This window comes from Citrobacter sp. 50677481 (genome assembly GCF_001463265.1).
Classification (GTDB): Bacteria; Pseudomonadota; Gammaproteobacteria; order Enterobacterales; family Enterobacteriaceae; genus Citrobacter_A; species Citrobacter_A sedlakii.
Genome location: NZ_LNHZ01000061.1, coordinates 385,898 through 410,965, shown reverse-complemented (window position 1 = coordinate 410,965; position 25,068 = coordinate 385,898). Strand labels below are relative to the sequence as shown.

30 protein-coding genes and 1 tRNA gene are annotated in these 25,068 nt (G+C 53.7%); 6 read left to right on the top strand and 25 right to left on the bottom strand.

Translation table 11 applies throughout. The features are described 5' to 3' along the window. Positions 1-416 precede the first annotated feature (416 nt). From APU02_RS18495 to APU02_RS18465, 10 genes are all read right to left on the bottom strand, one after another. Positions 417-668, bottom strand: a complete 252-nt coding sequence (locus tag APU02_RS18495) for a MafI family immunity protein (RefSeq protein WP_060570866.1) — start codon at positions 666-668, stop codon at positions 417-419. A gap of 193 nt (positions 669-861) precedes the next feature. Then, positions 862-1,140 carry a hypothetical protein gene (locus APU02_RS26710; protein WP_192841985.1) on the bottom strand — a complete coding sequence of 93 codons (279 nt, stop codon included), beginning with the start codon at positions 1,138-1,140 and terminating at the stop codon, positions 862-864. A 15-nt stretch (positions 1,141-1,155) separates the two neighbouring features. Further along, positions 1,156-1,455, bottom strand: coding sequence for a hypothetical protein (locus tag APU02_RS18485; protein ID WP_060570864.1), 300 nt, complete (start codon positions 1,453-1,455; stop codon positions 1,156-1,158). Further along, positions 1,452-1,712 carry a hypothetical protein gene (locus APU02_RS26705; RefSeq protein ID WP_131729052.1) on the bottom strand — a complete coding sequence of 87 codons (261 nt, stop codon included), beginning with the start codon at positions 1,710-1,712 and terminating at the stop codon, positions 1,452-1,454. The genes APU02_RS18485 and APU02_RS26705 overlap by 4 nt, the downstream gene beginning before the upstream one ends. Continuing rightward, positions 1,702-2,328, bottom strand: a complete 627-nt coding sequence (locus tag APU02_RS18480; protein WP_233467550.1) for an adhesin — start codon at positions 2,326-2,328, stop codon at positions 1,702-1,704. The genes APU02_RS26705 and APU02_RS18480 overlap by 11 nt, the downstream gene beginning before the upstream one ends. A gap of 363 nt (positions 2,329-2,691) precedes the next feature. Then, positions 2,692-3,006: a hypothetical protein gene (locus APU02_RS18475; protein WP_060570863.1), complete on the bottom strand. Its 315-nt coding sequence runs from the start codon at positions 3,004-3,006 to the stop codon at positions 2,692-2,694. After that, positions 3,003-3,410 (bottom strand): hypothetical protein, encoded by a 408-nt coding sequence (locus tag APU02_RS18470; RefSeq protein WP_239692882.1) that lies wholly within the window; start codon positions 3,408-3,410, stop codon positions 3,003-3,005. Before APU02_RS18470 ends, APU02_RS18475 begins: the two co-directional genes overlap by 4 nt. 24 nt (positions 3,411-3,434) lie before the next feature. Then, entirely contained in the window at positions 3,435-3,593 is a 159-nt protein-coding gene (locus tag APU02_RS27020) for a hypothetical protein (RefSeq protein ID WP_233467549.1), read from the bottom strand. A 453-nt stretch (positions 3,594-4,046) separates the two neighbouring features. Further along, positions 4,047-4,226, bottom strand: a complete 180-nt coding sequence (locus APU02_RS25375; protein ID WP_072197146.1) for a hypothetical protein — start codon at positions 4,224-4,226, stop codon at positions 4,047-4,049. A 134-nt stretch (positions 4,227-4,360) separates the two neighbouring features. Then, positions 4,361-4,436, bottom strand: a tRNA-Ile gene (locus APU02_RS18465). A gap of 125 nt (positions 4,437-4,561) precedes the next feature. On the opposite strand from APU02_RS18465, the gene mug reads away from it, so the two are divergent. Further along, the gene (gene mug / locus APU02_RS18460; RefSeq protein WP_060570862.1) at positions 4,562-5,068 is read left to right on the top strand and encodes a G/U mismatch-specific DNA glycosylase; all 507 of its coding nucleotides are present in this window, start codon (positions 4,562-4,564) and stop codon (positions 5,066-5,068) included. A gap of 87 nt (positions 5,069-5,155) precedes the next feature. Here the strand turns inward: mug and rpoD are convergent, their stop codons facing one another. From rpoD to rpsU, 3 genes are all read right to left on the bottom strand, one after another. Continuing rightward, entirely contained in the window at positions 5,156-7,003 is a 1,848-nt protein-coding gene (gene rpoD / locus APU02_RS18455; RefSeq protein WP_042289358.1) for an RNA polymerase sigma factor RpoD, read from the bottom strand. Between the two features lie 258 nt (positions 7,004-7,261). Then, positions 7,262-9,007 carry a DNA primase gene (gene dnaG, locus APU02_RS18450; protein WP_060570861.1) on the bottom strand — a complete coding sequence of 582 codons (1,746 nt, stop codon included), beginning with the start codon at positions 9,005-9,007 and terminating at the stop codon, positions 7,262-7,264. 235 nt (positions 9,008-9,242) lie between these two features. Continuing rightward, positions 9,243-9,458, bottom strand: coding sequence for a 30S ribosomal protein S21 (gene rpsU / locus APU02_RS18445; RefSeq protein ID WP_001144069.1), 216 nt, complete (start codon positions 9,456-9,458; stop codon positions 9,243-9,245). A 227-nt stretch (positions 9,459-9,685) separates the two neighbouring features. Between rpsU and tsaD the strand changes: the two genes are divergently transcribed. Beyond that, positions 9,686-10,699 (top strand): tRNA (adenosine(37)-N6)-threonylcarbamoyltransferase complex transferase subunit TsaD, encoded by a 1,014-nt coding sequence (gene tsaD, locus APU02_RS18440; protein ID WP_042289353.1) that lies wholly within the window; start codon positions 9,686-9,688, stop codon positions 10,697-10,699. Between the two features lie 21 nt (positions 10,700-10,720). Here the strand turns inward: tsaD and APU02_RS18435 are convergent, their stop codons facing one another. After that, positions 10,721-11,389: a response regulator transcription factor gene (locus APU02_RS18435; RefSeq protein ID WP_042289351.1), complete on the bottom strand. Its 669-nt coding sequence runs from the start codon at positions 11,387-11,389 to the stop codon at positions 10,721-10,723. Between the two features lie 303 nt (positions 11,390-11,692). Here APU02_RS18435 and APU02_RS18430 point away from each other — a divergent pair, with 303 nt between their 5' ends. Next, on the top strand, positions 11,693-13,735 hold the full coding sequence (locus tag APU02_RS18430; protein ID WP_060570860.1) for a S8 family serine peptidase: 2,043 nt from the start codon (positions 11,693-11,695) through the stop codon (positions 13,733-13,735). A 35-nt stretch (positions 13,736-13,770) separates the two neighbouring features. Here the strand turns inward: APU02_RS18430 and ureG are convergent, their stop codons facing one another. The 10 genes from ureG to ttdA all read right to left on the bottom strand — a co-directional run bounded on the left by ureG (position 13,771) and on the right by ttdA (position 21,874). Continuing rightward, positions 13,771-14,388 (bottom strand): urease accessory protein UreG, encoded by a 618-nt coding sequence (gene ureG, locus APU02_RS18425; protein ID WP_042289346.1) that lies wholly within the window; start codon positions 14,386-14,388, stop codon positions 13,771-13,773. A gap of 9 nt (positions 14,389-14,397) precedes the next feature. Then, positions 14,398-15,072, bottom strand: a complete 675-nt coding sequence (locus tag APU02_RS18420; protein ID WP_060570859.1) for an urease accessory protein UreF — start codon at positions 15,070-15,072, stop codon at positions 14,398-14,400. Continuing rightward, the gene (ureE, locus tag APU02_RS18415) at positions 15,072-15,536 is read right to left on the bottom strand and encodes an urease accessory protein UreE (protein WP_060570858.1); all 465 of its coding nucleotides are present in this window, start codon (positions 15,534-15,536) and stop codon (positions 15,072-15,074) included. The genes APU02_RS18420 and ureE overlap by 1 nt, the downstream gene beginning before the upstream one ends. Positions 15,537-15,545: 9 nt before the next feature. After that, entirely contained in the window at positions 15,546-17,249 is a 1,704-nt protein-coding gene (gene ureC, locus APU02_RS18410; RefSeq protein WP_060570857.1) for an urease subunit alpha, read from the bottom strand. Next, positions 17,242-17,562, bottom strand: a complete 321-nt coding sequence (locus APU02_RS18405) for an urease subunit beta (protein WP_042289337.1) — start codon at positions 17,560-17,562, stop codon at positions 17,242-17,244. The genes ureC and APU02_RS18405 overlap by 8 nt, the downstream gene beginning before the upstream one ends. Before the next feature lie 9 nt (positions 17,563-17,571). Next, entirely contained in the window at positions 17,572-17,874 is a 303-nt protein-coding gene (locus APU02_RS18400) for an urease subunit gamma (RefSeq protein ID WP_042289336.1), read from the bottom strand. A 9-nt stretch (positions 17,875-17,883) separates the two neighbouring features. Then, on the bottom strand, positions 17,884-18,708 hold the full coding sequence (locus APU02_RS18395; protein ID WP_199957080.1) for an urease accessory protein UreD: 825 nt from the start codon (positions 18,706-18,708) through the stop codon (positions 17,884-17,886). Positions 18,709-18,848: 140 nt separating this feature from the next. Then, positions 18,849-20,312 carry an anion permease gene (locus APU02_RS18390; RefSeq protein WP_060570855.1) on the bottom strand — a complete coding sequence of 488 codons (1,464 nt, stop codon included), beginning with the start codon at positions 20,310-20,312 and terminating at the stop codon, positions 18,849-18,851. Positions 20,313-20,360: 48 nt separating this feature from the next. After that, entirely contained in the window at positions 20,361-20,966 is a 606-nt protein-coding gene (gene ttdB, locus APU02_RS18385) for a L(+)-tartrate dehydratase subunit beta (protein WP_042324302.1), read from the bottom strand. Beyond that, entirely contained in the window at positions 20,963-21,874 is a 912-nt protein-coding gene (ttdA, locus tag APU02_RS18380) for a L(+)-tartrate dehydratase subunit alpha (protein WP_120714909.1), read from the bottom strand. Before ttdA ends, ttdB begins: the two co-directional genes overlap by 4 nt. Positions 21,875-22,083: 209 nt before the next feature. On the opposite strand from ttdA, the gene APU02_RS18375 reads away from it, so the two are divergent. Further along, positions 22,084-23,019, top strand: coding sequence for a LysR family transcriptional regulator (locus tag APU02_RS18375; RefSeq protein WP_060570854.1), 936 nt, complete (start codon positions 22,084-22,086; stop codon positions 23,017-23,019). 30 nt (positions 23,020-23,049) lie between these two features. Here APU02_RS18375 and plsY read toward each other — a convergent pair whose 3' ends face one another. Beyond that, positions 23,050-23,667, bottom strand: a complete 618-nt coding sequence (plsY, locus tag APU02_RS18370; RefSeq protein ID WP_042289743.1) for a glycerol-3-phosphate 1-O-acyltransferase PlsY — start codon at positions 23,665-23,667, stop codon at positions 23,050-23,052. A gap of 106 nt (positions 23,668-23,773) precedes the next feature. Here plsY and folB point away from each other — a divergent pair, with 106 nt between their 5' ends. After that, the gene (folB, locus tag APU02_RS18365) at positions 23,774-24,139 is read left to right on the top strand and encodes a bifunctional dihydroneopterin aldolase/7,8-dihydroneopterin epimerase (protein ID WP_042289321.1); all 366 of its coding nucleotides are present in this window, start codon (positions 23,774-23,776) and stop codon (positions 24,137-24,139) included. Positions 24,140-24,232: 93 nt separating this feature from the next. After that, complete coding sequence (gene bacA, locus APU02_RS18360; RefSeq protein WP_042289318.1) at positions 24,233-25,054, top strand: undecaprenyl-diphosphate phosphatase; 822 nt, start codon at positions 24,233-24,235, stop codon at positions 25,052-25,054. Positions 25,055-25,068 lie beyond the last annotated feature (14 nt).

Below are 25,068 nucleotides of genomic sequence, written 5' to 3'. Positions count from 1 at the left end.
CAGGATATCTTTCAGTTCTTCCTGACGCTGAGTGTACATCTTTACCGAGCACACTTCCGCGCTCATCCCGGCACAGTTTTCCTTCTTATAGCGCTCATTTTCTGCTTCGACGCGTTACTTTCGCGACCTGCTGAGGAGTCTTACTCTGCGATTCGGCTTCGGTTAAGTCACTGAACGAGCTATTCTCAACAACAACTCTCTCTGACGCGGATTACAGAGGCGAGGCCGATTTTTCCCGTTACTTTCCGTTGATTACCGTCGTTTTTACCTTCCGCACTTCCGGTGCGACAACTTTTTGCCCCGACGCGCCTTTTTCATCTTCATATGCTACCGCTGGCCAAGAGCACCTGGCGCATTGTTAGGATTTTAAAAATGCTCCTGACGTTGGTGTTGGGAGCATTTGTACGTTTTAGCGGTTATTTTTCTGGATTTATATATGTATACCTACTATCAATTTCCAGACCAAGATAATTAACTATTTTAATCACTTGTGTGTACTCATCCTTACTGATCACAACATCATAATCAGCAATATGATCACATAGCGTTTCGAATGCTAATATATTCTCTGAAAACCCAAGATAACCAAGGGCAAAGTCAACTAACGAAGGTTCCAGACGATCTTTTAATCCTTCACCAAATTCTCTAATTTCGTCATTAATACCCATTTCACCCACGCTATTTTTTTAATAGGTCTGAAAGTTGGAGGAGTCGGATTACTATCCGGGAACACTGTTACAATTTTCCCCCTGGCGGGCTCGTATACCACACAAACTCTGACATCACTCGTTCTTCCCAGGCAACCTACCTTGCTGGCCTTTCTGCGTTTGTATACGCTCCATCAGTTCCGGTCTGAGCAAACTATTGAGTATCGGGGGAGGTAGCAATGTCTCCCACAGTATGAACAACCTTATCTGCTGACCAACTTTGAGAAAAGACAATTTTTTCTGGATTTCCAGGATAGAGATGTCTACCTTGCGTTGGGCTATCCCCATATAAAATATGCTGTTTCGCTTCTGGTGAAAGGATATAAACATATTTCTGGTTTGAAGGTGATAGTCCAAGATCTGAACTTTTCGCAATAGACAAAAAGGCTTTAGCAGCTACGTATCGCACCAGCTTGGCTTCACTCGTCGGCACACCACTCGCCAGGATTTATGCTGCCCGTTGCGGCGTCATTTCTCCGTCAGCCGTCAACGCACTAACCGGGCCCCAAAAAAACTCTGCCCATGCTGTCAGCAATCCTTTAACGGCATCCTGCCCTTCAGGTATCTGGCTCTGCGAATTTTTAACCAGCGCCGCCGTAAGTTCATCCGGTGAAACGCCATTCTGGATCATACTGGCCGCAAGCGACTGTTGAGATAAATCAATATCATTCAGCCCTTTAGGCAGACTCCGCGAGTTATTCTCAACAACAATTTCAACTATATGAGTTAGGATTGTTGCAAATTTCACTCAGGATCTGACGGAGGCACCTTACGCGATTTTCGCTCGTCAAGTTTCGCGAAGATCCATATTTTTGCACCTGAAGCCAACCCAATAATCAAACTCACAACAGATAAATAAGTTAATGATTTTTTGGAAAAGTCAACATATCCCGATATCAATAATTCAATAATTACATTATTTACTAGGAAAATAAAAGCATAAAAACAAAGTCCGTAGTAAATAGTACTCAGAAGAAAAACAGATAACGTGGTTTTATTTTTCATTTTCACTAACCTTATCTTTAATTTTATTACTTATAACTTCCCCACCGATACCACCAATCAGGTCATTTACCTCCCCAGGGAAAGGAGCAAACTCACCAAATTTACCACCGAACCATGCACCAATAGCCGCCCCACCAATAGAACCAGTATCTGGACCATCATTAAAGAATGCACCACCCATCGCAATTCCGACGTTCTGTCCGACAGTTCTTCCTGGTGCAAGCATACCCGCAATGCCTGAACTGGCACTGCTTTTCCAGTCCCAGCTTTTGTTTTCATTGCCTGGCTGGCTTAAATCAAACCACTGGTAACTTCCATTGGCTATCTCCGCGATAACTCCACCACTGACCATTTTACCGACCGAAGCGGCAGGCCCCAGGTACCATGCCCCCGCTATCATTACACCGTCCTGATAACCTTCCACGATCACTTTTGCGATATTAGCACCTTCCGGTAATTCGCCTTTTGCGATCTTATCCAGTCCGGCCTGTGTTTCTTCCGGTGACAATCCCTGAGTTGTCGCAAACTGCTTCCAGGACGCAGCAGCATCAACGTAGTCTCTCTCCGGTTGACAGCAAACTGTTCCAGCCATCTCCGAGCGAGTTATTCTCAACATCAACTCTCCCTGACGTGGATTGCTGAGGCGAAGCCAATTTTCCCCTTTACTTTCTGATGGTTACTGTTTTTTTGCCTGCCGCACTTCCGGTGCGACAACTTTTTACCCCGACGTGCCTTTTTCGCCTCGAATACACTACCGCCACGGTGAAGAACCCACTCTCCGGGTAAATTGCCTGCAGCTATTCAACATAATGCAGGGGATTATGCACAGTTCAGGAGGATGAACCATGCATAATCAGCGTTATGTCTTGCGCCCTTCAGAAGCCTGCGATGGTGCAGGTTGACAGCCAAGAGACTCAGACGGCTAAGAGATTAACTGTCGGAGTCTCCGTTTTTATTATTTATAATCTAATAAAATCAATTAATAAAATTCCTCATCAACATGCCCTTCGGATTTCAGTATCTCCAGAAATCGCTTGTAGGCAACTTCATCACGTTCGATGATATCATCAAGCAATTTTTCTTTAATTAGAGCCCAGTGATAAATACCGTTTTTGAAATATATGGCTTGAAAATCTATTTCAGGAGAGATCATTGATACTTGAGTCGCTCTATATGCCATCAACCTACCATATTCTTTCAGTAAACCTAAAAAATAAGTTTCATCACCAAACCAATAAACGCTAAAAACATCAACGATCCTGCCCAATGGGTCTCGAGGGTCTCTTATTTTCATTTTTTACCTCCATCGGTCAGTGAAGGACCTGGTTGTAACGGATTCCTTTGTGGTGTAACAATTTTCATATCATATGCTTTACCAGTATTAACATTGTACTGGTAATATACTGATATTGACGATCCATCAGGAAGATAATGTGTCGCTTCCATTTTCTGGAATCCAGCAGAAGTAGGGAATCTAGGGTCATTATTCATACCCGGTAACTTACCACCTTGTGAAGGATTTGACTCGACTTGCTTCCAGAACAGTTGCTCATTCAGATCTCTCGGTGCTGCTGACTGCAAACCGGGCTTCGCTGTTGAGATCTTCTCCGCAGCACTGATCAGGATTTTGTTATCAATGACCTTCAGGCCTTTACCAACCAGTGATAAAGCCTTTTCTGCCGGGATCGACGTCAGCAATGCCAGAGCATAGTCTTTCGCATCTTATGCTGATAGCAGGGCCATTACCGTATCGCTCCCTGGATTATTTTCCAGGATCGCTTTGATAATGTCCGCACTTTCCGGTAAGTCACCCCGCACAATATCCGTCAGCCCGGCCTGAACCTGTTCCGGCGAAAGATTGTGGTCCTGCGCGTATTTCACCCAGGATGTGGCTGCCTTTCCTGTATCCGTCAACCCTTTTGGCAGATTCTCCCAGCCACTCAGCGAGTTATTCTCAACAACAACTCTTTCCGACGCTGGTTGCTGCGATGAACCCGGTTTTTCCCTGTTCTTTCCGTGAGTTACAGCCGATTTTTCCTATTGTATTTCCTGCCCGCCAACTTTTTGTCCCGACGCGCTTTTTTCACCTGAACACGCTACCGCCCCGGTGAAGAGTCCACTGGATAAATAGCCTGCGGCCGTTCAACATAACACGTGGGAATTATGCGCAGTTCAGAGGGACGAACCACGCATAATCAGCGTTATGTCCTAAGCCCTTCAGAAGCCTGCGATGGTACAGTCTGACAGTCAGGAGACACAGACGGTTAAGAAATTAACTGTAGGGTTATCATTTTTTATTTTATAAAACAGTATGTTAACAGATGTTTTTTTCATCTAACGATTCCACTTAATATCAAAATCAGTTAGTTGATTGTCAAGATACTCTTTTTTTTCAAACCAATAATCAAAACCTTCAGTATCTCCATGCTGTAAAATCAGGTAATACCCTCCTGTTTCACCAGCAGTATCATCAACAACTTGGATCTTCCAGCCTGCATAACCGCCTATGCTCACTGGATGGGGGTTTTAGGAGTACAGCCATCGCATAAATCACAATATTCCTGCGACACTTTTGCGACACTCATATCTGTTAAATAAAAAAGCCACTCTTTCGAGTGGCTTAACTTAATGATTTTATAGCTAAAATTTGGTGGCCCCTGCTGGACTTGAACCAGCGACCAAGCGATTATGAGTCGCCTGCTCTAACCACTGAGCTAAGGGGCCGTGGCGGTGAATTATAAAGTAACTCCCTCCTGCAATCCAGCCATAACCGCACAGGTGCTGTTTTATTAAACAACGTATTTTCAATCCGTTATACTTTTCTCGTGTTGTATTGTTCTGGAGAAAATATGGTTAAGGATATTTTGGCCCCGGGGCTGCGGGTGGTGTTCTGTGGCATCAATCCCGGGCTTTCGTCGGCGGGAACGGGGTTTCCGTTTGCGCATCCGGCAAATCGTTTCTGGAAAGTGATTCATCAGGCCGGATTTACCGACCGCCAGCTTAAGCCGGAAGAGGCTGAACGGCTGTTAGACTTTCGCTGCGGCGTCACTAAACTGGTCGACAGGCCTACGGTTCAGGCAAATGAAGTGACGCGCAAAGAACTGCATGACGGTGGGCGTAATCTGATCGCGAAGATCGAAGATTATCAGCCGCAGGCGCTGGCCATTTTAGGTAAGCAGGCGTTTGAACAGGGATTCAGCCAGCGGGGCGTCCAATGGGGAAAACAGGACATCACCATTGGCGCCACCGAGGTGTGGGTGTTACCCAATACCAGCGGGCTGAGCCGCATTACGCTGGATAAACTGGTCGAGGCATTCAGGGAGCTGGACGAGGCGCTGATCACCCGCGGATTGTAGCGCGGGATAGTATTGCCCCGATGCAGGATCTACCGAGCAGTAAAAAAAACGCCACCCGAAGGTGGCGTCAGTTATACAGACGACGAATTAATCGTCGAGGAAGCTACGCAACACTTCAGAGCGGCTCGGGTGGCGTAGTTTACGCAGCGCCTTCGCTTCGATCTGACGGATACGTTCGCGGGTAACGTCAAACTGTTTACCCACTTCTTCCAGCGTGTGGTCGGTATTCATATCGATACCAAAACGCATACGCAGCACTTTGGCTTCACGGGCGGTCAGGCCAGCCAGAACGTCGTGCGTGGCGGCACGCAGGCTCTCGGTAGTGGCAGAGTCCAGCGGCAGCTCGAGGGTGGTATCCTCGATGAAATCACCCAGATGCGAATCTTCATCGTCACCGATCGGGGTTTCCATGGAGATCGGCTCTTTGGCGATCTTCAGCACTTTACGGATCTTGTCTTCCGGCATCAGCATACGTTCGGCCAGTTCTTCCGGCGTCGGTTCACGCCCCATCTCTTGCAGCATCTGGCGGGAGATACGGTTGAGCTTGTTGATGGTCTCAATCATATGCACCGGGATACGGATGGTGCGCGCCTGGTCTGCGATAGAGCGGGTGATCGCCTGACGGATCCACCAGGTCGCATAAGTGGAGAACTTGTAACCACGACGGTATTCAAACTTGTCTACCGCTTTCATCAGACCGATGTTGCCTTCCTGAATCAGATCCAGGAACTGCAGGCCACGGTTGGTGTATTTCTTGGCGATAGAGATAACCAGACGTAAGTTCGCTTCAACCATCTCTTTCTTCGCACGGCGGGCTTTTGCTTCGCCGATGGACATACGACGGTTGATGTCTTTCACCTGCTCGATGGTCAGGCCGGTCTCTTCTTCAATCTGCTGCAGTTTTTGCAGGCCGCGGTGAACGTCATCGGCCACGTCGTGCAGCTTTTCAGACCACGGTTTGTTCATCGCGATAGCCGCGTTGAACCAGGTTTCGCTGGTCTCGTTGCCGGTGAACAGGGTGATGAAGTTCTTCTTCGGCATTTTACACTGCTCAACGCAGAGCTTCATGATCAGGCGTTCCTGAGTACGCACACGGTCCATCATCACGCGCATGCTGTTCACGAGGTAGTCGAACTGCTTCGGTACCAGACGGAACTGCTTGAACACTTCAGAAAGCTTGAGGATCTCAGTCTGCGCATCCGCATGACTACGGCCTTTCGCTTTGATGGTGTCACGCGTCACTTCATACTGCGTACGCAGTTCAGCGAATTTCTCGCGCGCCAGTTCCGGGTCGATGCTGTTGTCGTCATCCGCGCTGTCGTCGTCGCCGTCTTCCTCATCTTCATCCTCATCGTCGTCCATGTCTTCCTGAGACAGTTCTGAGCCGACGTGGGTGGCGGTAGGCGCCAGATCTTCTTCCGCGTTTGGATCAACGAAACCGGTGATCAGATCGGACAGACGCGCTTCTTCTGCTTCAACGCGATCGTATTGTTCCAGAAGATAGGTAATGGCTTCCGGGTATTCCGCAACAGAACACTGAACCTGGTTGATCCCGTCTTCAATGCGTTTTGCGATGTCGATTTCGCCTTCGCGGGTCAACAGTTCAACGGTGCCCATTTCGCGCATGTACATGCGCACCGGATCGGTGGTGCGACCGATTTCCGACTCTACGCTGGAGAGAACCTGCGCAGCCGCTTCTTCTGCGTCTTCATCGGTACTGGTCGTGTTTTCAGCAAGCAGCAGATCATCGGCATCCGGTGCTTCTTCCATCACCTGAATACCCATGTCGTTGATCATTTGGATGATATCTTCGATCTGATCTGAATCGACGATATCTTCCGGCAGATGGTCATTGACCTCGGCATAGGTCAGATAGCCTTGCTCCTTACCACGGGTAACAAGAAGCTTCAGCTGTGACTGCGGGTTTTGCTCCATAAGACGGTATCCACACTTAATTCGTTTGATTGGTGTCAGCCAGCGTTGCCGCCAACATTTAAAGCGAGGGCGTATTTGTTTTTTTGCCGCTGCCTCTCAGTGCGGCTGTCGGGGTCTCCCCGATCGCTATTCGGCACTTAAGCCGTTAAATACTTCCTCATTTACGTTGTCCCTGGGGGCGCTGAGTTCCCGAGCTTTACACTCCCGGGATGTATTTCATGCTGCCCTTGATACAACGCGAATGATGTTGTCTTTCAGTTATCTCTTCGCCAGCTCCTGGTTCAGAGTCCAGAGCTCCCGGCGTTCTTCGCTGCTTAAACCATGTGTGCGCTCACGAGCAATCAACTCTTCCTGGCGCAGCTCAAGCATCGAATCAAACATATGGTTGAGTGAGTCGGTGAAGGTTTTTTCAGCAATGTCCTTATCTGCTATATCGTCCCACATCGACAGTTTTTCAAGGGTGGCCGCATCATTTGTGCCACGATAGTGTTCTAAAAGTTGCCCGGTGGTCAGACCTGGCTGGGACAAACAAGTGTTGACCAGTTCTGCAAATAAGCCAAGTCCGGGCAGCTTATTATGATCCAGACCGTTCAACGGTGGGACCAGTGGCGCCAGTTCCGGATTTTGCACCAGCAGTCCTATCAGTATACGCATGGTCGTGCGTTTTAGCTGTGGAGCGAGCCGGGAAGGGCCATTTTCAGACAATTTTGGCATTAATCGTTCAAGCTGGCTGTCGTCAAGGATGCCCAGCTTGTTGCCCAACTCCTGGCGCAGGTAAATGCGCAGCGTTTCGCCCGGCACCTGAGTGATTAACGGTAATGCCAGCGTACTGAGCTGCGCGCGTCCGTCCGGGGTGCTCAAATCGACCTGCGGCAGCAGGCTGTTAAACAAAAACGCGGAGAGCGGTAACGCCTGCTCCATCCGGGTTTCAAACGCTTCTTTACCCTCTTTACGCACCAGCGTATCCGGGTCTTCGCCGTCAGGCAGGAACATAAAGCGTAGCTGACGACCATCGGTCATATACGGCAGCGCGGTTTCCAGCGCGCGCCAGGCGGCGTCTCGTCCTGCCCGGTCGCCGTCATAACAGCAAATCACCGTGTTGGTCGCGCGAAACAGGAGCTGAATGTGATCGGCGGTGGTCGAGGTGCCCAACGACGCCACGGCGTAGTTAATGCCGTATTGCGCCAGCGCCACCACATCCATATAACCTTCCACAACCAGCAGTCGCTGTGGATCGGCGTTATCCTGCTGCGCTTCATACAGACCATACAACTGACGGCCTTTATGAAAAATATCGGTTTCCGGGGAGTTGAGGTACTTCGGCAGGGCATCGCCCAGCACCCGACCACCAAAGCCAATCACCCGGCCACGCTTGTCGCGAATGGGGAACATCACCCGTTCGCGGAAGCGGTCATAGCTGCGTCCCTGATCGTTGGTGACCAACATGCCCGCATCGACCAGCGACTGGCGATTTTCGCTATTGCCGCCAAACCGTTTCAGGACGTTGTCCCAGCCGGGGGGCGCAAAACCAATAGCAAAACGCGCGATCACTTCGCTACTGAGTCCTCGCTTTTCCAGATACTGGCGCGCAGGGGTAGCGGCGGGTTGCATCAGAGATTGCTGATAAAACGTGTTCAGACCGTCCATCAATTGATAAAGGCTTTGCCGTTGATGGCGCTCTATCTGACTGGGGCCAGTGCCTGCTTCAAATGGAACCTCAAGATTGTGCATTGCCGCCAGCTCTTCGACGGTTTCCACGAACTCGAGCTTGTCGTAGTTCATCAGGAAATCGATCGCGTTGCCGTGCGCGCCGCATCCAAAGCAGTGATAAAACTGTTTTTCACCGTTTACGGTGAAAGAGGGGGTTTTTTCGTTATGGAACGGACAGCACGCATGATAATTCTTGCCCTGCTTTTTGAGCTTCACCCGCGCGTCGATCAGATCGACGATGTCGGTGCGCGCCAGCAGGTCATTAATAAATACGCGTGGGATTCGTCCAGCCATAAGCCCCGTTAGTAAACTTCATCCTTCAAACTGTCTCTGCGTTGGCTGCGCTCGTTCACCCCCAGTTACTGACTTCTCTAAGCTCCGGGGATTCACTCACTTGCCGCCTTGATACAGGGTGAATGATGTTGTGTAATTGCTGATTCATAAACGAAAACAAGCCGCGCATTCCTTTCGGAAGCACGGCCTTACAACTACAACTCTGTCTGAATTGAGAGCCCTGGCCCTCAACAGATTAGTACAGACGAGTACGGCGTGCGTTTTCGCGAGCCAGTTTCTTCGCGTGACGTTTCACTGCAGAAGCTTTAGCGCGCTTACGTTCGGTAGTCGGTTTTTCATAAAACTCACGACGACGAACTTCCGCCAGAACACCTGCTTTTTCGCAGGAACGCTTGAAGCGACGCAGAGCTACGTCGAACGGCTCGTTTTCACGTACTTTAATTACCGGCATGTGCCTCTCACCTTTGATTAAATCGGTTTGCCGCTGGCATCAACGCCAGCTTATTTCAAAATGGTGCGGAATTTTACTGCAATTGCTGCTGCTTTGTAAAGCACCGCGGCCTTTTTTGAAAGGGACTTTTGTAAGGGGCCAGAGTATACACGAAGTCAGGTCGCAGGGTATACATCGACCCGCATTCGACCTAAACTGCGCGGTATCAGAGTGAGGTAAAACAAGTCATGCGTGTACTGGGAATTGAAACATCCTGCGATGAAACCGGCATCGCCATTTACGACGACGAAAAAGGTCTGTTAGCCAACCAATTGTATAGTCAGGTGAAATTACACGCTGACTACGGCGGCGTGGTGCCTGAGCTGGCTTCACGCGATCACGTCCGCAAAACGGTACCGTTGATCCAGGCGGCGCTGAAAGAAGCCGGATTGAACGCCAAAGAGATTGACGCGGTGGCGTATACCGCCGGTCCGGGTCTGGTTGGCGCGCTGCTGGTGGGCGCAACGGTTGGACGTTCGTTGGCATTCGCCTGGAACGTGCCGGCCATTCCTGTACACCATATGGAAGGGCATCTTCTGGCGCCGATGCTGGAAGATAACCCGCCAGAATTTCCGTTTGTGGCGCTGCTGGTTTCCGGCGGCCATACGCAGCTTATCAGCGTGACCGGCGTCGGTCAGTATACCCTGCTGGGCGAGTCGATTGACGATGCCGCTGGCGAAGCGTTTGATAAAACCGCGAAGCTGCTGGGGCTGGACTATCCTGGTGGTCCGATGCTGTCGAAAATGGCCGCACAGGGTACCGCCGGGCGCTTTGTCTTCCCACGCCCGATGACCGATCGCCCTGGGCTGGACTTCAGCTTTTCCGGCCTGAAAACCTTTGCTGCTAACACCATTCGCAGCAATGGCGACGACGATCAGACCCGCGCCGATATCGCCCGCGCATTTGAAGACGCGGTCGTCGATACGCTGATGATCAAATGCAAACGCGCGCTGGATCAAACCGGTTTCAAACGTCTGGTGATGGCGGGGGGCGTCAGCGCTAACCGCACCCTGCGCGCGAAGCTGGCAGAGATGATGCAAAAACGCCGTGGCGAAGTCTTTTACGCCCGCCCGGAATTTTGCACTGACAATGGCGCGATGATCGCCTATGCCGGTATGGTGCGTTTTAAAGCGGGCGCGCTGGCCGACCTGGGCGTCAGCGTGCGTCCGCGCTGGCCGCTGGCGGAGTTGCCTGCCGCCTGAGGCGGCGTGTCATCCCGGATGTCAGGTCATAATATCTAATATCCGGGATCTGGCCAGCAGGCAATAGAGCTGACTGTCATTTTTCACCCGCAATTTCTCCATTGCCCGTATTTTATGCGCGCTTACGGTTTTAATACTCAGGTGCATCTGACGAGAGACATCCGTCAGATTTCCCCCTTTGCACAGAAAACGCAACACGTCTATTTCTCTGGCGGAGAGCGACTCCTCGCTTTGAAGGAAGCCTTTCATTAGCGACGGTTCGATGTAGACCTCATCTTTTATGACGCAATTAAGCGTATCGCGCAGGACTGTCTCACTGAGGGCGTGACTGACATAGGCTTTTGCCCCGGCTTCAAGCGTCAGCCGGATAAGCTGCGGGCTTTTAAACGGGGCTATCAGCACCACTTTTAACGCAGGGTATTTCTGGTGCAATTTTTTAATCAGCGCCAGTCCGTCCAAATCACAGTGCGGATGAAGGTGTTGTGCGGTGTTAAGCATATATCCCAACAGCAGGATGTCGGGAGTTTCTCCTGCCAGCAACGTAAGCAAGGAAGAGGTCGACCCGACGTCTTCCAGCAGCGAGAAATGGGAACCAGAGCTCGCGCAGGATCTGTCTAACCCTTCAATCATTGCACGTATACCCCGGCGGATCAGGGGGTGCTCATCGGCAATCGCTATTTTTACTGACATCACGTTCTCCAGCATAAGAAGGCGAATATTTTATAAGCACCATACGTTGGTGAGTAAAATTAAAAGAACACTTTCATATAAAAATGTGCTTGCATTAATGTCGATATACGATTTTTTTATTTTGACCGTTTTTATCTTTTTTATGAGTTGACTTGTGTAACGCCTCTGCTTTTTAGCTCGGCGCGAAAGAAAAAGAATTTTCTTATTATTTAAAAGAAAGCTCTACTTGGCCGTTGGGTAATGACTATTTTAGGCTGAAAAAAGGAACAACACAGATCATGTCATAAAGGAATATCGGCTAACATGAAAAAAAGCATTTTATCAATGTTAATTTGCGCAGCAGTAACCTGTGCGGCTTACGCTCAAACCGGCACCGCCTTACAGCACGTACATCAGCCGCAAGAGGTTCAGGAAGGCGTTTCGTATGACGCTATTGTCGTTAAGCTAAAACCGGGTAAATCTCAAACCTACCCGTTAAAACTTGACGATCCCGCACTCGTCGCCACCCGCATGTACCACGCGGACAACCTGAGCCGCGAACGCGCAGCTGAAATTGCGGAGCTAAACGCACGGTATGGATTCGATCGTTATCTGCGTATTGAGCTGCCAGAAAATAAAAAGCAAGATCGAAATTATATCGAACATGTGATCAACACTATTCAACAAAATCAGGATGTTGCGACTGTTTATCCTGAAGCTATGCCCGTAGGTTTTCAGGCAGAAAAGCAAGAAGCGGGTCAGTCTTCAACCCTATTAAAATCGACAGTGAACAGCGGCCTGTCGGCCGTGTCTGTGCCCGATTATCGACAGCAGCAGGATTATTTAAAAGCCCCGGATGACAAGCGTTCTGGTTATTATATTGGCGGGGTGAACCGCGACAGCGTTAATCAGTATATAGGGAACGAGGGTGAGGATATCACTATTGTTTCTTCTGAGAACTGCGGCTGGAATGCAAATCATGTGAATTTACCACCTGCTTCATTCGTTCAGGGACCAAATAAAGATACCTGCAATGAGCGGGAACATAATACGGCTTCTGTTGGTATTTTAGCTGCGCGCGATATTGGTTCTGGTGTTCGTGGTCTAAGTTATAAAAGTAAAGTGGGCTATGCGGCCTGGCCTGCGTCGAATCTCTTTAATGTTATTCCGTTATTAAAAGCGGGTGATGTTGTCTCGTTAAATATGCAGACGTATGGCGGAGAAATTACCGGGACCTGTAAATCAGCCTGTTATATTCCCATTGAATATCTGGACAGTTATTTCAACGTCATCAAGGCGCTCACGGATAAAGGCGTGTTTGTGATTACTTCCGCAGGGAATGGCAATATTAATCTGGACTCTCCCGCCTTTAATGGTCGTTGGGATACGCAAGTGCGTGATTCAGGCGCGATTATCGCCGGGGCATTCTGTTCAAAAGACGGTAAAAAAGCGAACTTTAGCACCTATGGGTCGCGTGTCACCAGTTCATCAAGAGGCTGTAGTGATGTCACAACGACGGGCTATGGCAATCTCTATAACAGAACCAATGCAAATTATACCGGAAGTTTTGGCGGGACGTCTTCAGCTACGCCTATTGTGGCAGGCGTGGTGGCCAGCCTGTCAGGTATTGCCAAAGCGAACGGGATCACCGTTACACCGCGCCAGATGCGTCAAATCCTGGCTGAGACTGGCACGCCAATTGCGAATGGCGACTCGGCGAAGGTCGGCACGCAACCCGATATGGCGCGTGCTGTCGCCCGGATCCTGGCGTTGAAGAATGGCAGCGATATTCCTGCTCCTACCGCCGCCGCAGGAGCAGACTACACTATGGTTTCCCCAACCACTGGCGTAAGCACCTATCCTCTGGACGGCAGCAAGAGCCTGAACGCGACATCGTATAACTGGAGCGTGACAAAAGGTGTTGGCACCTTCTTCCTGGAGGAAAAACTGAACGGCGTGCAGGTGAACAGCATCGACAATGCTCATGCCTATGCGGTGATTCCTGCCAATACGGAAGGGCAGGCTACCTTTACGCTGACAACAACAGGGGCGGATGGCCGTACCGCGCAGGACAGCATGACCATCATGGTAAGTAAACCTGCGACGCCAGCGAAGGAAGACACGCCGACAAAAGACGATACGCCGGCGAAGGACGACGCGCCGGCAAATGACGACGTGCCGGCGACCAATACGGCGCCAGCCTATAACGGCAAAATAGCCTATCCGACCAAATGCACCAAAGTATCTTACAACGGTAAAATTTGGTTCAACCAGTGGTATGTCAACCCGGGACAGGAAACACCGGGAACGGGCGGCCAGTGGGGCGCATGGCGTCAACAGGGCACATCCAATAACAGCTGCAAATAACCATGAAGGCCTGGCTTATCGCCAGGCCCTTTTAGTCAGATTCGCAGCATCCCTTTCTCTTTCAGAAACGCAATAATCGTCTCCAGACCGTCGCCCGTCTTCAGGTTAGTAAAGGTCCACGGACGCGCGCCGCGCATGCGGTTGGTGTCGCGCGCCATCACCTCCAGCGACGCCCCGACGTAAGGGGCCAGATCGGTTTTGTTGATCACCAGAAAGTCAGATTTAGTGATCCCCGGGCCGCCTTTGCGTGGGATCTTCTCTCCTTCAGCTACGTCGATCACGTAGATCGTCAGATCCGCCAGTTCCGGACTGAACGTGGCGCTCAGGTTGTCACCGCCGCTTTCGACGAAGATCAGATCCAGATTACCGAATTTCGCGCTTAATGCATCCACTGCCGCCAGATTCATTGAGGCGTCTTCACGGATGGCGGTGTGTGGACAGCCGCCGGTTTCGACGCCGACGATGCGTTCCGGCTCAAGCGCGCCCGCTTCTGTCAGGATGCGCTGGTCCTCTTTGGTGTAAATGTCGTTCGTGACCACCGCCAGTTGCCAGGTGTCGCGCATGGCTTTGCATAACGCTTCCAGCAGGGCGGTTTTGCCCGATCCTACCGGGCCGCCCACACCGACGCGCAGGGGATGTTTGTACTCACTCATTGACTCTCCTCAGGAGCGGAATAATCGGCAGTATTGGGTTTCGTGGCGGGCGGAGGCGATAGCCGCCAGCGGCGTAGCAGAGCCGAGGTGTTCATCCGGACAGCACAACGCCTGCGTTATACCCTGTGCGTAATGTTCGCTGAGGGTTATCATCAGCCGCTGCGCCGCCTGCTGACCAAAAGGTACCAGCTTGACGCCCGCCATCACGGCGCTTTCGATCCAGCTGTAGCCCAGCGTTAAGGCCAGATCGGCGAGCGGCAGCCGCCACTGTACGCCAAGCCAGGCCATTCCGCAGAGCTGGCTGTCAGCGAACAGCGCGCGCCACGCGGGCGGGCTTTCCGGCACCCAGTCCACCACCAGCCGCGTAAACGCCGCGCCTCTGCTGCGCTCTTCTTCGCGCAGTTCGCGGGTTTCCCGACAGGCCAGCAGGTACGTCGTCCAGCGGCGCGCGGCGGTGATATCGTCCTGCTCGCAGGCGCGATAAAGCCGGGCGAACAACGGCAGGTCGACGGTAAAAAAATTGTGCTCCATTTGCTGTCGCTGCCAGCGGGCGAAGGCATCGACGCTGTTGACCCAACCGCTCTCCACCGCCCACTCCAGCCCCTGAGACCAGGTAAACGATCCCACCGGTAGGCTGCTGCTGGCGAGCTGTAGCAGGCGCAACTGCTGGCGGGCGTCACGCATCAGTGCGCATGACCGTGATGATGGTTATGCCCGTGGGACTCGCTGGCGTAGGCGCCCGCTTCCGGCTCAAACGGTAAATGCGCAAAGGTCACGTCAAGATCGAACTGGCGCAGCATGGCGTCCAGCACATGATCGTGATGATAGCGCAGTTCATCCGGCAAAATTTGCAGCGGTACGTGGCGATTGCCGAGGTGATAGCACGCTTTGGCGAGCAGAAACGGGTTGGCGCAGCGCACCACCGAAACCGCTTCATGGGCGGCGATGATCTCCACCACTTCCGTCCCGTCTTCGCTACGCAGGCGGTCGCCGCCGCGCAACAGCAGGCCGCGCGGCAGCATCAATCCCGCCTCGCGCCCGTCGTTCAGTCGCACTTTGGCCCGGCTTTTTACGCGGATATCAATCGGCAGCGTCAGGGTGGCGGTGGCTTGCGCTGTCGTCTCAACCCGTTGCGTTAATAGCAGCATGTCGGCTCCTTAAAATAAAAAGTAACGTTGCGCCATCGGCAGCACGTCTGCCGGCTCGCTGGTAATGCGTTCGCCGTCAATGCGCACCTCGTAGGTCTGGGCGTCGACGGTGATATCGGGTTGCAGGCTGTTGTGGATCATGTCGGCTTTTTTCACCGTCCGGCAGCCTTTCACCACCGCGGTGGCGCTGTGTAAATTCAACTGCTGAGCGACGCCGCTGTCGTGGGCGGCCTGGGATAAAAAGGTTAACCGGGTGTGATGACGCGCAGCGCCTAATGCGCCGAACATCATCCGGTAGTGCACCGGCTGCGGCGTGGGGATCGAGGCGTTGATATCGCCCATCGGCGCGCAGGCGATCATTCCACCCTTGATAATGGCGGCGGGTTTGACACCGAAAAACGCCGGCGACCACAGCGCCAGATCCGCCAGTTTTCCGGCCTCAATGGAGCCGACCTCATGGGCGATACCGTGAGTCAGCGCCGGGTTAATGGTGTACTTGGCGATGTAGCGTTTCACCCGCTGGTTGTCGTTATCGCCGCGCTCTTCCGCCAGCGCGCCGCGCTGTACTTTCATCCGGTGCGCTACCTGCCAGGTGCGCAGGATCACTTCGCCGACGCGGCCCATCGCCTGGGAATCCGACGAGGTCAGCGAAAACGCGCCAATGTCATGCAGCACGTCCTCGGCGGCGATGGTTTCGCGCCGAATGCGTGACTCGGCAAACGCCACGTCTTCGGCGATATCGGGGTCGAGATGGTGGCACACCATCAGCATGTCGAGATGCTCATCGATAGTATTCACGGTGTAAGGCAGCGTTGGGTTGGTTGATGACGGCAGAATATTGGCGTGCGCGCAGGCGGTGATGATATCCGGCGCATGGCCGCCGCCCGCGCCTTCGGTGTGAAACGTATGGATCGTGCGATCGCCAATAGCCGCCAGCGTGTCTTCGACAAAGCCGGACTCGTTCAGGGTGTCGCTGTGCAGCGCCACCTGAATATCCATTTCGTCGGCGACGGTCAGCGCGCAGTCGATAGCCGCAGGCGTCGCCCCCCAGTCTTCATGAATTTTCAGGCCGATCGCCCCGGCGGTCACCTGCTCGCGCAGCGTATCCGGATTGGAGCCATTTCCCTTGCCGAGCAGACCGATATTGACCGGCAGGGTATCCGCGGCCTGCAACATCCGGGCGATGTTCCAGGGGCCGGGCGTACAGGTGGTGGCGTTGGTGCCCGCCGCCGGTCCGGTGCCGCCGCCGATCATCGTCGTCACGCCGGAAACCAGCGCCTCCTGCGCCTGCTGCGGACAGATCCAGTGAATATGGGTATCGACGCCGCCAGCGGTGACGATCTTACCTTCTCCGGCGATCGCCTCCGTCCCGACGCCGATCGGGATCGTCACGTCAGGCTGAATGTCCGGATTACCGGCTTTGCCGACGGCGAAGATCCTGCCGTCTTTGATGCCGATATCCGCTTTAACTATCCCCCAGTGGTCGACGATCAGCGCGTTGGTGATCACCAGATCCACGCAGGCGTCGGCGCGCATCTGTCCCTGGCCCATACCGTCGCGGATCACTTTACCGCCGCCGAATTTCACCTCTTCGCCATAGGTGGTGAGATCGTTTTCCACTTCGATCCACAAATCTGTGTCCGCCAGACGCACTTTATCGCCGGTGGTGGGGCCAAACATATCGGCATACGCTTGCCGGGAGATCTCAGCCATTGTTGACCTCCAGCGCGCCCATGACCTCGCCGCGAAAGCCAAAAATACGCTGCGCGCCTGCCACGCGCACCAGCTCGACTTCTCGCTTTTGCCCCGGTTCAAAGCGCACCGCGGTGCCGGCGGGGATATTCAGGCGGTATCCGCGCGCCGCCTCGCGCGGGAAGCGCAGGGCGGGGTTAGCTTCGAAAAAGTGGTAATGCGATCCAACCTGAACGGGGCGATCGCCGTGGTTTTCCACCACGAGAGTGCAGGTCTCGCGCTGGTGATTGAGCGCAATATTTCCTGCCGCGATCCGGTATTCGCCTGGAATCATAACCTCTCCTTACACGATCGGATTGTGGACGGTCACCAGCTTGGATCCGTCCGGAAACGTTGCTTCTACCTGGATGTCCGGGATCATCTCCGGTACCCCCTCCATCACCTGATCGCGGGTGAGTACATGGCGGCCGTCTTCCATCAGCGAGGCCACGCTTTTGCCGTCGCGTGCGCCTTCCATAATGAAGGCGCTGATCAGCGCTACCGATTCCGGATAATTCAGCTTCAGGCCGCGTGCCAGACGGCGTTCTGCCACCAGCGCGGCGGTAAAGAGCAACAGCTTGTCTTTTTCTCTGGGAGTCAGTTCCATCGGTGTCTCTTAGGTCTGCCAGATACGCGGCAGATGCGGTTGTTTGTGAGTTAACAGCGGACGTAAAAAGCGCCAGATATCGCGCATCGCGCGTTGGATAAGCAGGTTGTCTGCCGCCAGAAAGCGTACGGTGAGCAGCGAGTCAACGAGCGTCGCGCCTGCGTATTCGCCAAGCGGCATAAGCCGTTCACGGGCTCCGTCCAGCATCGCCTCTGTCCCCGGATAGCAAAACAGCGTGCCGCACCACGGCTGGTTCGCGACGGCGGAAAGATCGCCCCCGCGAATTTTCAGGCCTTCGATAAGCAGCGGTATGCCGTCGCGCCAGATTTCCAGTCGGTTGACCAGCGTGCCGTGGCTGAACGTTTCCTGCATTACCGGGCGACCCAGGCAGAGCAGATCCCAGCCGAGCAGCTGGCTTTCGGTTGTCAGATGGAACACGGTGCGCAGGCTGGCGCGAGCGCCGGGAAACAGGATCGTATCCTGCGGCAGCCATTCCAGCGTGGCGTGCGGCGCAAGGGTGAAATCCTGACGCAGTTGCGCCAGTTGCCCTGCGCTGCGGTAAAACTTTCCCGCGCCGGGCTGGGTGATTAACGCGTGGCTGTGGGCGTCAAGGGTGACGGAAATGTGCAGTTCATCGCCGCCGACAATACCGCCAGGCGGGTGAAGCAAATAAAGATGACAAACATCATCTTCCGGGTAAAACGGTCGTTGAACGGCTAACGGACCAACGTGACGCGCTGAGGTGAGCACCGTTTTGTGCGCGGCACGGGTAAACCGCAGGTCCAGTTCGGCCTGCCAGCCCCGAATGAGTGTCTCGTGCGCAACCGTGTCCAGAGCCTTCCCCTGTCAGTTTAAAGATAGGTGCATGGCAAAAAGTATGCCTCAGCACGGCGGCAAAGCGGTCATATGAGACGCTTATGGGAAAGGAGGGAAATCAGAAAAAAGGGGCGGCAGCCCGGCCGCCCCAACGGGGGTTAAAGCAAAACGAGAGGCATCCAGAGCAAACCGGTGACGATCAGTAGCAGCATGAAGATCAGGCCAAAAATCGCCCCCAGCCGCCAGTAGTCAGCCGTCGGCAAATAACCGCTACCGTAGTAGATGGGGCTGGGGCCGGTAGCATACGGGGTAAGAATGCTACCCAGACCAATCGCCGCGCCGACCATCAGGCAAAATACGGGGAGCGGAATGTCCGGCATCGCCAGCGCGGCGGCGATCATCATTGGCGCCAGTGCGGAGGTGTACGCCGTGGCGCTGGCGAAGAAATAACGCAGCAGATAAAACACCACGATCAGCGCGACCATCACCATTGTCGGGGGATAACCGCTCAGGCTGCCTGCCAGCAGGTTGCCAAACCAAGTGATAAAACCGGTATTGTTCAGCCCGGTCGCAAGAGTAATCAGTGACGCGAGCCAGAAAAAGACGTTCCATGCGGCTTTATTACTGACGATGTCATCCCAGCAGATAATGCGCAGCACCAGCATTAACGCCACCACGCTGTAGCCAACCATCGCCGCGTCAATGTAGTCACCGCCGAAAATCCACAGCACCAGCGCGCCGACCATCAGCACTAACATCTTTTTCTCACGCGTGCTTAGCGGGCCCATCGCCTTCAGCTCCGCTTCTGCCCAGCGCGGCACCTGATCGCCGGACTTAAGCACCGGCGGGTACAGCACATAAGCAAGCCACGGGACCAGCAGAACCAGCAAAATACTCAGCGGCAGCATCCCTAAGAACCAGTCGCCCCAGCTTAGCGCCGTGTGCGCCGCGCCCTTCATCAGGCCAATCAGCAGCAGGTTTGGCGCCATCGCGGTGAGGAAAATGGCGCTGGTGACGCAGTCGGCAGTGATCCCCATCCACATGATGTAGGAACCAATAGAGCGCGAACTGGCGTCATTCGGTTGCGAATGATACAGCGGCGGCAGATTACGGATTATCGGGTAGATAATCCCGGCGCCGCGCGCGGAGTTTGAGGGCGTAACAGGCGCGAGGATCAGCTCAGAGAGCATGACCGCGTAGCCGAGAAACAGCGTGCGGTGCCCCATCTTTTTCACCAGCCATAGCGCGATGCGTCGCCCCAGCCCGGTTTTTTCATAGCCCGTACCGAACATAAAAGCGGCAAAGATCAGCCAGATAACTGAATTAGAAAAACCAGATACCGCCCACGATAGCGCTTTGGCGGTGAATTTAAACCCGTCCTGCGCCAGCTGTTCGGGGCTGAACAGCAACCACGGCGAGAGGACGGCGATCGTCGAAATGCCGATCATCGCCACCACCGCGCCGGGAACAGGTTCCAGAATCAGTCCCACAATGACGCCGGTAAAGACCGCAAAATAGAGCCACGTGTGGTTCTCAAGACCGGTGGGGACGGGCAAAACAGCAATAATGGCGATGACCACCAGCGGAGCCAGGTATCGCCACCAACCAGCTAAAGGTGCCATTGTCGTATCCCTGCGAAGAGGGAGAGGCGGGGCGCCTCTCCGGAAGGGTTATTTGATGTAGTGAACGTGCTCGCAAATTTCGTCGACGATCGGACCACGACGCTCGGCGAACTGCTTTTTGTTCTCGGCGATCAGGTTATTGCCGTGGGTGTCGATAGAGACGATCAGCGGACCGAACTCCTTCACCCGACACACCCACAGGGATTCCGGCATGCCGAGTTCCATCCAGTGGACTTCCTCTATCTCTTCCACCTGCGTGGCTGCCAGCACCGCGCAGCCTGCGGGGAAAATCACGTGCAGCGCCTTGAATTTCTGGCAGCCTTCTTCGGTCAATGGCCCCATGCCGCCTTTGCCAACCACCAGTTTGACGCCGGTCTGCTCGATGAACTCTTTTTCAAACGCCTCCATGCGCATGCTGGTGGTCGGGCCGACGGAAACCATCTCCCATTTTTCACCGTTTTTGCGCACGATCGGCCCGGCGTGGAAAATGGCTTTACCGTTCAGGTCGTAAGGGATCGGGCGCTTGAGTTCGATCAGGCGGCGATGGCAGACGTCGCGGCAGGTGACCAGCGTGCCGGTCAGATAGATGACGTCACCAACGCGGATATCCTCCAGGTCTTCGGCCTTGATCGGGGTCGTCAGGATCTTTTTCATAGCGCGCTCCGGGTATGAGACAGGTTTTCGAAGGAGAGATCGGCATGCACCAGCAGCGTACCGCGACGGTGCGCCCAGCAGCCGGTGGAGACGGCCACCCCGATAGTCGAGGGGTGACGCGCGGCGGATTCAATGTGTACGCCCATGACAGAGCTGTTGCCCGTTAACCCCTGCGGGCCGATCCCCAGACGGTTCAATCCTTCTTCCAGACGCAGTTCCAGTTCAGCCGCTTTGGGATTTGGATGGCGAGTGCCGATGGGGCGCAGAATCGCTTTGCGCGACAATACCGCGGCGGTTTCTACGGAAGTGGCGATCCCCACGCCCACCAGCACCGGCGGACAGGCGTTTACCGCCAGCGTGGAGATATTTTCAAACACGAACTTAACAACGCCTTCGTAGCCTTCGGACGGCATCAACACTTTTGAGCGCCCCGGCAGGGTACAGCCGCCGCCTGCCATATAGACTTCTATTTCGGCGTCGTCGCCGTCGGGGATAATGTCCCATGTCACCCACGGCACGCCGCTGCCGGTGTTTTTGCCGGTGTTGACTTCGTCAAAAATTTCTACCGCGTTATGACGAAGTGGGGCTTTCACGGTCGCGTCTTCCACGGCCTGCTTCAGAATGGCCTGCAGTTCGCCCAGGAGCGGGAAGCGGGAGCCGACCTTGACGAAGAACATGATCTCGCCGGTGTCCTGACAGGCCGGACGGTTCAAGTCGATCGCTTTCTGCATGTTGTCGAACATCGTGTGATAGATGATTTTTCCCATCGACGAGGTTTCAGCATCGCGCAGCTGTTTTAATTTATCCACGACGTCGTCGGGCATCCGGGTGGAAATCATTGCCGTAAACCCGGCGACAATTTCCGTCAGCGTATTTATCGCTTTTTGTTTATTTTCATTGCTCATCATGACAACTCCAGTGCTTTTATTTGTCTGGAAAGACATTCTGGGAAACAAACTACCACTAAAAATAGGGTTTTATATTTTTTGCCACTGTGTATATGTAATTAACAGTTCGTGAATCATGATGTGAAAAATCAGCGAAAATTGAGCAAGGGCAGGGAATAGCGGCAGTAAGGGAATTACACTGCCGGTATTATCTTCATGGGTGCCCGAATATGCTGAACACATACCCTTTAGCGAAAGATCTGCAGGTGCTGGTTGAAATTGTTCATACGGGAAGCTTCAGCGCGGCGGCGGCGGCGCTCGGACAAACCCCGGCGTTTGTGACCAAGCGGGTGCAGATCCTGGAATCCACTCTCGCCGCCACGCTGCTGAACCGTTCGGCACGCGGCGTGGCGCTGACCGAGAGTGGGCAAAAATGTTATGAACATGCGCTGGACGTGTTGACCCGCTATCAGCTTCTGGTGGATGAGGTGACGCAAATTAAAACCCGTCCGGAAGGCATGATTCGTATCGGCTGTAGCTTTGGTTTCGGGCGTAGCCATATTGCCCCGGCTATTACCGAGTTGATGCGTAATTACCCTGAGTTACAGGTGCATTTTGAACTGTTCGATCGGCAAATTGATTTGGTGCAGGATAATATCGATCTCGATATTCGTATTAACGATGTGATTCCAGACTATTATATTGCGCACTTGTTAACAAAGAATAAAAGAATATTGTGCGCCGCGCCGTCTTATCTCCAAAAACATTCAGAACCGACAACTCTCCAGGAATTAAGCCGTCACGATTGCCTGATCACGAAAGAGCGCGATATGACGCACGGAATATGGGAGCTGGGAAACGGCGAGGAGAAAAAATCGGTCAAGGTGAGCGGGCATCTCTCGTCGAACAGCGGGGAAATTGTGCTGCAATGGGCGCTGGAGGGCAAGGGGATCATGCTGCGATCCGAGTGGGACGTGCAGCCGTTTCTGGCGAGCGGCAAACTGGTGCGGGTGCTGCCGGACTATGCGCAGAGCGCCAATATCTGGGCGGTGTATCAGGAGCCGCTATATCGCAGCGTGAAGCTTCGGGTCTGCGTGGAGTTTCTGGCGGCGTGGTGTCAGCAGCGGTTGGGCAGGCCGGATGAAGGTTATCGGGTGACGTGGTGAACCCGATAGCCTTCCGGCGAGGTGAAAACGCTATTGCGGATCTTTTTCGCGTTTTTTCTTCAGCTTCGTCCAGATCTTTGTCTCCTGACGACGCCACAGTCGCTGAATGTTGTCGTGATGGCGCAGCAGGATCAGGCACGACAGCATCGAAACCGGGAAGGTGAACTGAGGTTTAAACCACCAGACGTAGAACGGCGCGATCAGCGCGCTGACGATGGCGCCCAGCGACGAATAACCGCTCAGCAGCACCGTGAGCAACCAGGTGCCCGCCATCACGCCGGTTAAATCCCAGCCGATAGGGGCAATAGCGCCGAATGCCGTCGCCACGCCTTTCCCGCCTTTAAACCCAAAGAAGACCGGCCAGATATGGCCCAGACAGGCGGCAATGGCGATCAGGCCCAGCCAGAAGGGGGTTACGCCCAACGCGTATGCGCCCCAGACGGGCAACATCCCTTTCAGGACGTCGAAAATCAGCACCGCTGCGGCTGCTCCCTTGCCACCGATTCGTAACACATTGGTCGCGCCAGGATTGCCGGATCCGCTGCTACGCGGGTCGGGCAAGCCAGCAATGCGGCAGACCAGAATGGCACTGGAAATGGAGCCGCAGAGGTACGCGATGAGGATCATTCCAGGCGCGATTGCACTCATAAGCTGTTCCGTTTTGAAAATGTCGTGTAAAACGCTACTTCTGTGGATAATACGCATATTTCGCCGGAAGTGGTATCCGGGTTAGCCAAAAAGCGGGCAGGTCGTGATGGATATTGTATTTATAGAGCAACTTTCGGTAATCACCACCATTGGTGTTTACGACTGGGAACAGACCATCGAGCAAAAGCTGGTGTTCGATATCGAAATGGCGTGGGATAACCGGAAAGCGGCAAAAAGCGACGATGTCGCCGACTGTCTGAGCTATGCGGATATCGCCGAAACCGTGATCGCGCACGTTGAAGGCAGGCGCTTTGCGCTGGTGGAACGCGTCGCGGAAGAGGTCGCGGATCTCCTGCTGGGACGCTTCCATTCACCGTGGGTGCGAATCAAGCTCAGTAAGCCCGGCGCGGTCGCGCGCGCGGCGAATGTGGGCGTGATTGTCGAGCGTAGCCATAATCTGAAAGGAAAATAATTAACTTCATCATTGTTAAACCAAACGGATATAAAAGAGTCTTACAGCGGGAACTTTTTTTTTGCGGTAGTTTTTCTATTTAGGGGTTTATTGATGAGCGATATGCACTCGCTGCTGATAGCGGCAATTTTGGGTGTGGTCGAAGGATTGACGGAGTTTTTGCCGGTTTCCAGTACGGGCCATATGATTATCGTTGGCCATCTGCTGGGGTTTGAGGGTGATACGGCAAAGACCTTTGAAGTGGTGATCCAGCTTGGGTCGATTCTGGCAGTGGTCGTGATGTTCTGGCGGCGGTTGTTCGGCCTGATCGGGATTCATTTTGGGCGACCGTTGCAGCGCGAAGGGGAAAGTAAAGGGCGGTTAACGCTCATTCACATTCTGCTTGGGATGATCCCCGCAGTGGTGCTCGGGTTGGTGTTTCACGATACGATAAAATCACTGTTTAACCCCATTAACGTGATGTATGCGCTGGTGGTGGGCGGTTTACTGTTGATTGCCGCCGAATGCCTGAAGCCGAAAGAACCGCGCGCGCCGGGGCTGGACGATATGACTTACCGACAGGCGTTTATGATTGGCTGCTTCCAGTGTCTGGCGCTGTGGCCGGGCTTTTCCCGTTCCGGCGCGACCATTTCCGGCGGGATGCTGATGGGCGTGAGCCGTTATGCGGCGTCGGAGTTCTCGTTCCTGCTGGCGGTGCCGATGATGATGGGCGCAACGGTGCTGGACCTCTACAAAAGCTGGTCGTTCCTGACCGCCGCCGATATTCCGATGTTTGCCGTCGGTTTCGTGACGGCGTTTGTGGTTGCGCTGATCGCCATTAAAACCTTCCTGCAACTGATCAAACGAATCTCGTTCATTCCGTTTGCGATTTATCGTTTTATCGTTGCAGCCGCGGTTTACGTGGTGTTCTTCTGATGATTCACCGTGCC

What these genes read in the sequence shown, in the direction of transcription:
- APU02_RS18400 (WP_042289336.1), bottom strand. Translation starts at nt 17,874, where the DNA reads ATGGAACTGACTCCCAGAGAAAAAGACAAGCTGTTGCTCTTTACCGCC.
- APU02_RS18435 (WP_042289351.1), bottom strand. Translation starts at nt 11,389, where the DNA reads ATGTCAGTAAAAATAGCGATTGCCGATGAGCACCCCCTGATCCGCCGG.
- APU02_RS18480 (WP_233467550.1), bottom strand. Translation starts at nt 2,328, where the DNA reads ATGTTGAGAATAACTCGCTCGGAGATGGCTGGAACAGTTTGCTGTCAA.
- rpsU (WP_001144069.1), bottom strand. Translation starts at nt 9,458, where the DNA reads ATGCCGGTAATTAAAGTACGTGAAAACGAGCCGTTCGACGTAGCTCTG.
- APU02_RS26705 (WP_131729052.1), bottom strand. Translation starts at nt 1,712, where the DNA reads ATGAAAAATAAAACCACGTTATCTGTTTTTCTTCTGAGTACTATTTAC.
- ureC (WP_060570857.1), bottom strand. Translation starts at nt 17,249, where the DNA reads ATGGCTGAGATCTCCCGGCAAGCGTATGCCGATATGTTTGGCCCCACC.
- mug (WP_060570862.1), top strand. Translation starts at nt 4,562, where the DNA reads ATGGTTAAGGATATTTTGGCCCCGGGGCTGCGGGTGGTGTTCTGTGGC.
- APU02_RS18475 (WP_060570863.1), bottom strand. Translation starts at nt 3,006, where the DNA reads ATGAAAATAAGAGACCCTCGAGACCCATTGGGCAGGATCGTTGATGTT.
- plsY (WP_042289743.1), bottom strand. Translation starts at nt 23,667, where the DNA reads ATGAGTGCAATCGCGCCTGGAATGATCCTCATCGCGTACCTCTGCGGC.
- ureG (WP_042289346.1), bottom strand. Translation starts at nt 14,388, where the DNA reads ATGAGTGAGTACAAACATCCCCTGCGCGTCGGTGTGGGCGGCCCGGTA.
- APU02_RS18495 (WP_060570866.1), bottom strand. Translation starts at nt 668, where the DNA reads ATGGGTATTAATGACGAAATTAGAGAATTTGGTGAAGGATTAAAAGAT.
- APU02_RS18405 (WP_042289337.1), bottom strand. Translation starts at nt 17,562, where the DNA reads ATGATTCCAGGCGAATACCGGATCGCGGCAGGAAATATTGCGCTCAAT.
- APU02_RS18420 (WP_060570859.1), bottom strand. Translation starts at nt 15,072, where the DNA reads ATGCGTGACGCCCGCCAGCAGTTGCGCCTGCTACAGCTCGCCAGCAGC.
- dnaG (WP_060570861.1), bottom strand. Translation starts at nt 9,007, where the DNA reads ATGGCTGGACGAATCCCACGCGTATTTATTAATGACCTGCTGGCGCGC.
- rpoD (WP_042289358.1), bottom strand. Translation starts at nt 7,003, where the DNA reads ATGGAGCAAAACCCGCAGTCACAGCTGAAGCTTCTTGTTACCCGTGGT.
- folB (WP_042289321.1), top strand. Translation starts at nt 23,774, where the DNA reads ATGGATATTGTATTTATAGAGCAACTTTCGGTAATCACCACCATTGGT.
- APU02_RS18390 (WP_060570855.1), bottom strand. Translation starts at nt 20,312, where the DNA reads ATGGCACCTTTAGCTGGTTGGTGGCGATACCTGGCTCCGCTGGTGGTC.
- APU02_RS18430 (WP_060570860.1), top strand. Translation starts at nt 11,693, where the DNA reads ATGAAAAAAAGCATTTTATCAATGTTAATTTGCGCAGCAGTAACCTGT.
- APU02_RS18375 (WP_060570854.1), top strand. Translation starts at nt 22,084, where the DNA reads ATGCTGAACACATACCCTTTAGCGAAAGATCTGCAGGTGCTGGTTGAA.
- ttdB (WP_042324302.1), bottom strand. Translation starts at nt 20,966, where the DNA reads ATGAAAAAGATCCTGACGACCCCGATCAAGGCCGAAGACCTGGAGGAT.
- tsaD (WP_042289353.1), top strand. Translation starts at nt 9,686, where the DNA reads ATGCGTGTACTGGGAATTGAAACATCCTGCGATGAAACCGGCATCGCC.
- ttdA (WP_120714909.1), bottom strand. Translation starts at nt 21,874, where the DNA reads ATGATGAGCAATGAAAATAAACAAAAAGCGATAAATACGCTGACGGAA.
- ureE (WP_060570858.1), bottom strand. Translation starts at nt 15,536, where the DNA reads ATGCTGCTATTAACGCAACGGGTTGAGACGACAGCGCAAGCCACCGCC.
- bacA (WP_042289318.1), top strand. Translation starts at nt 24,233, where the DNA reads ATGAGCGATATGCACTCGCTGCTGATAGCGGCAATTTTGGGTGTGGTC.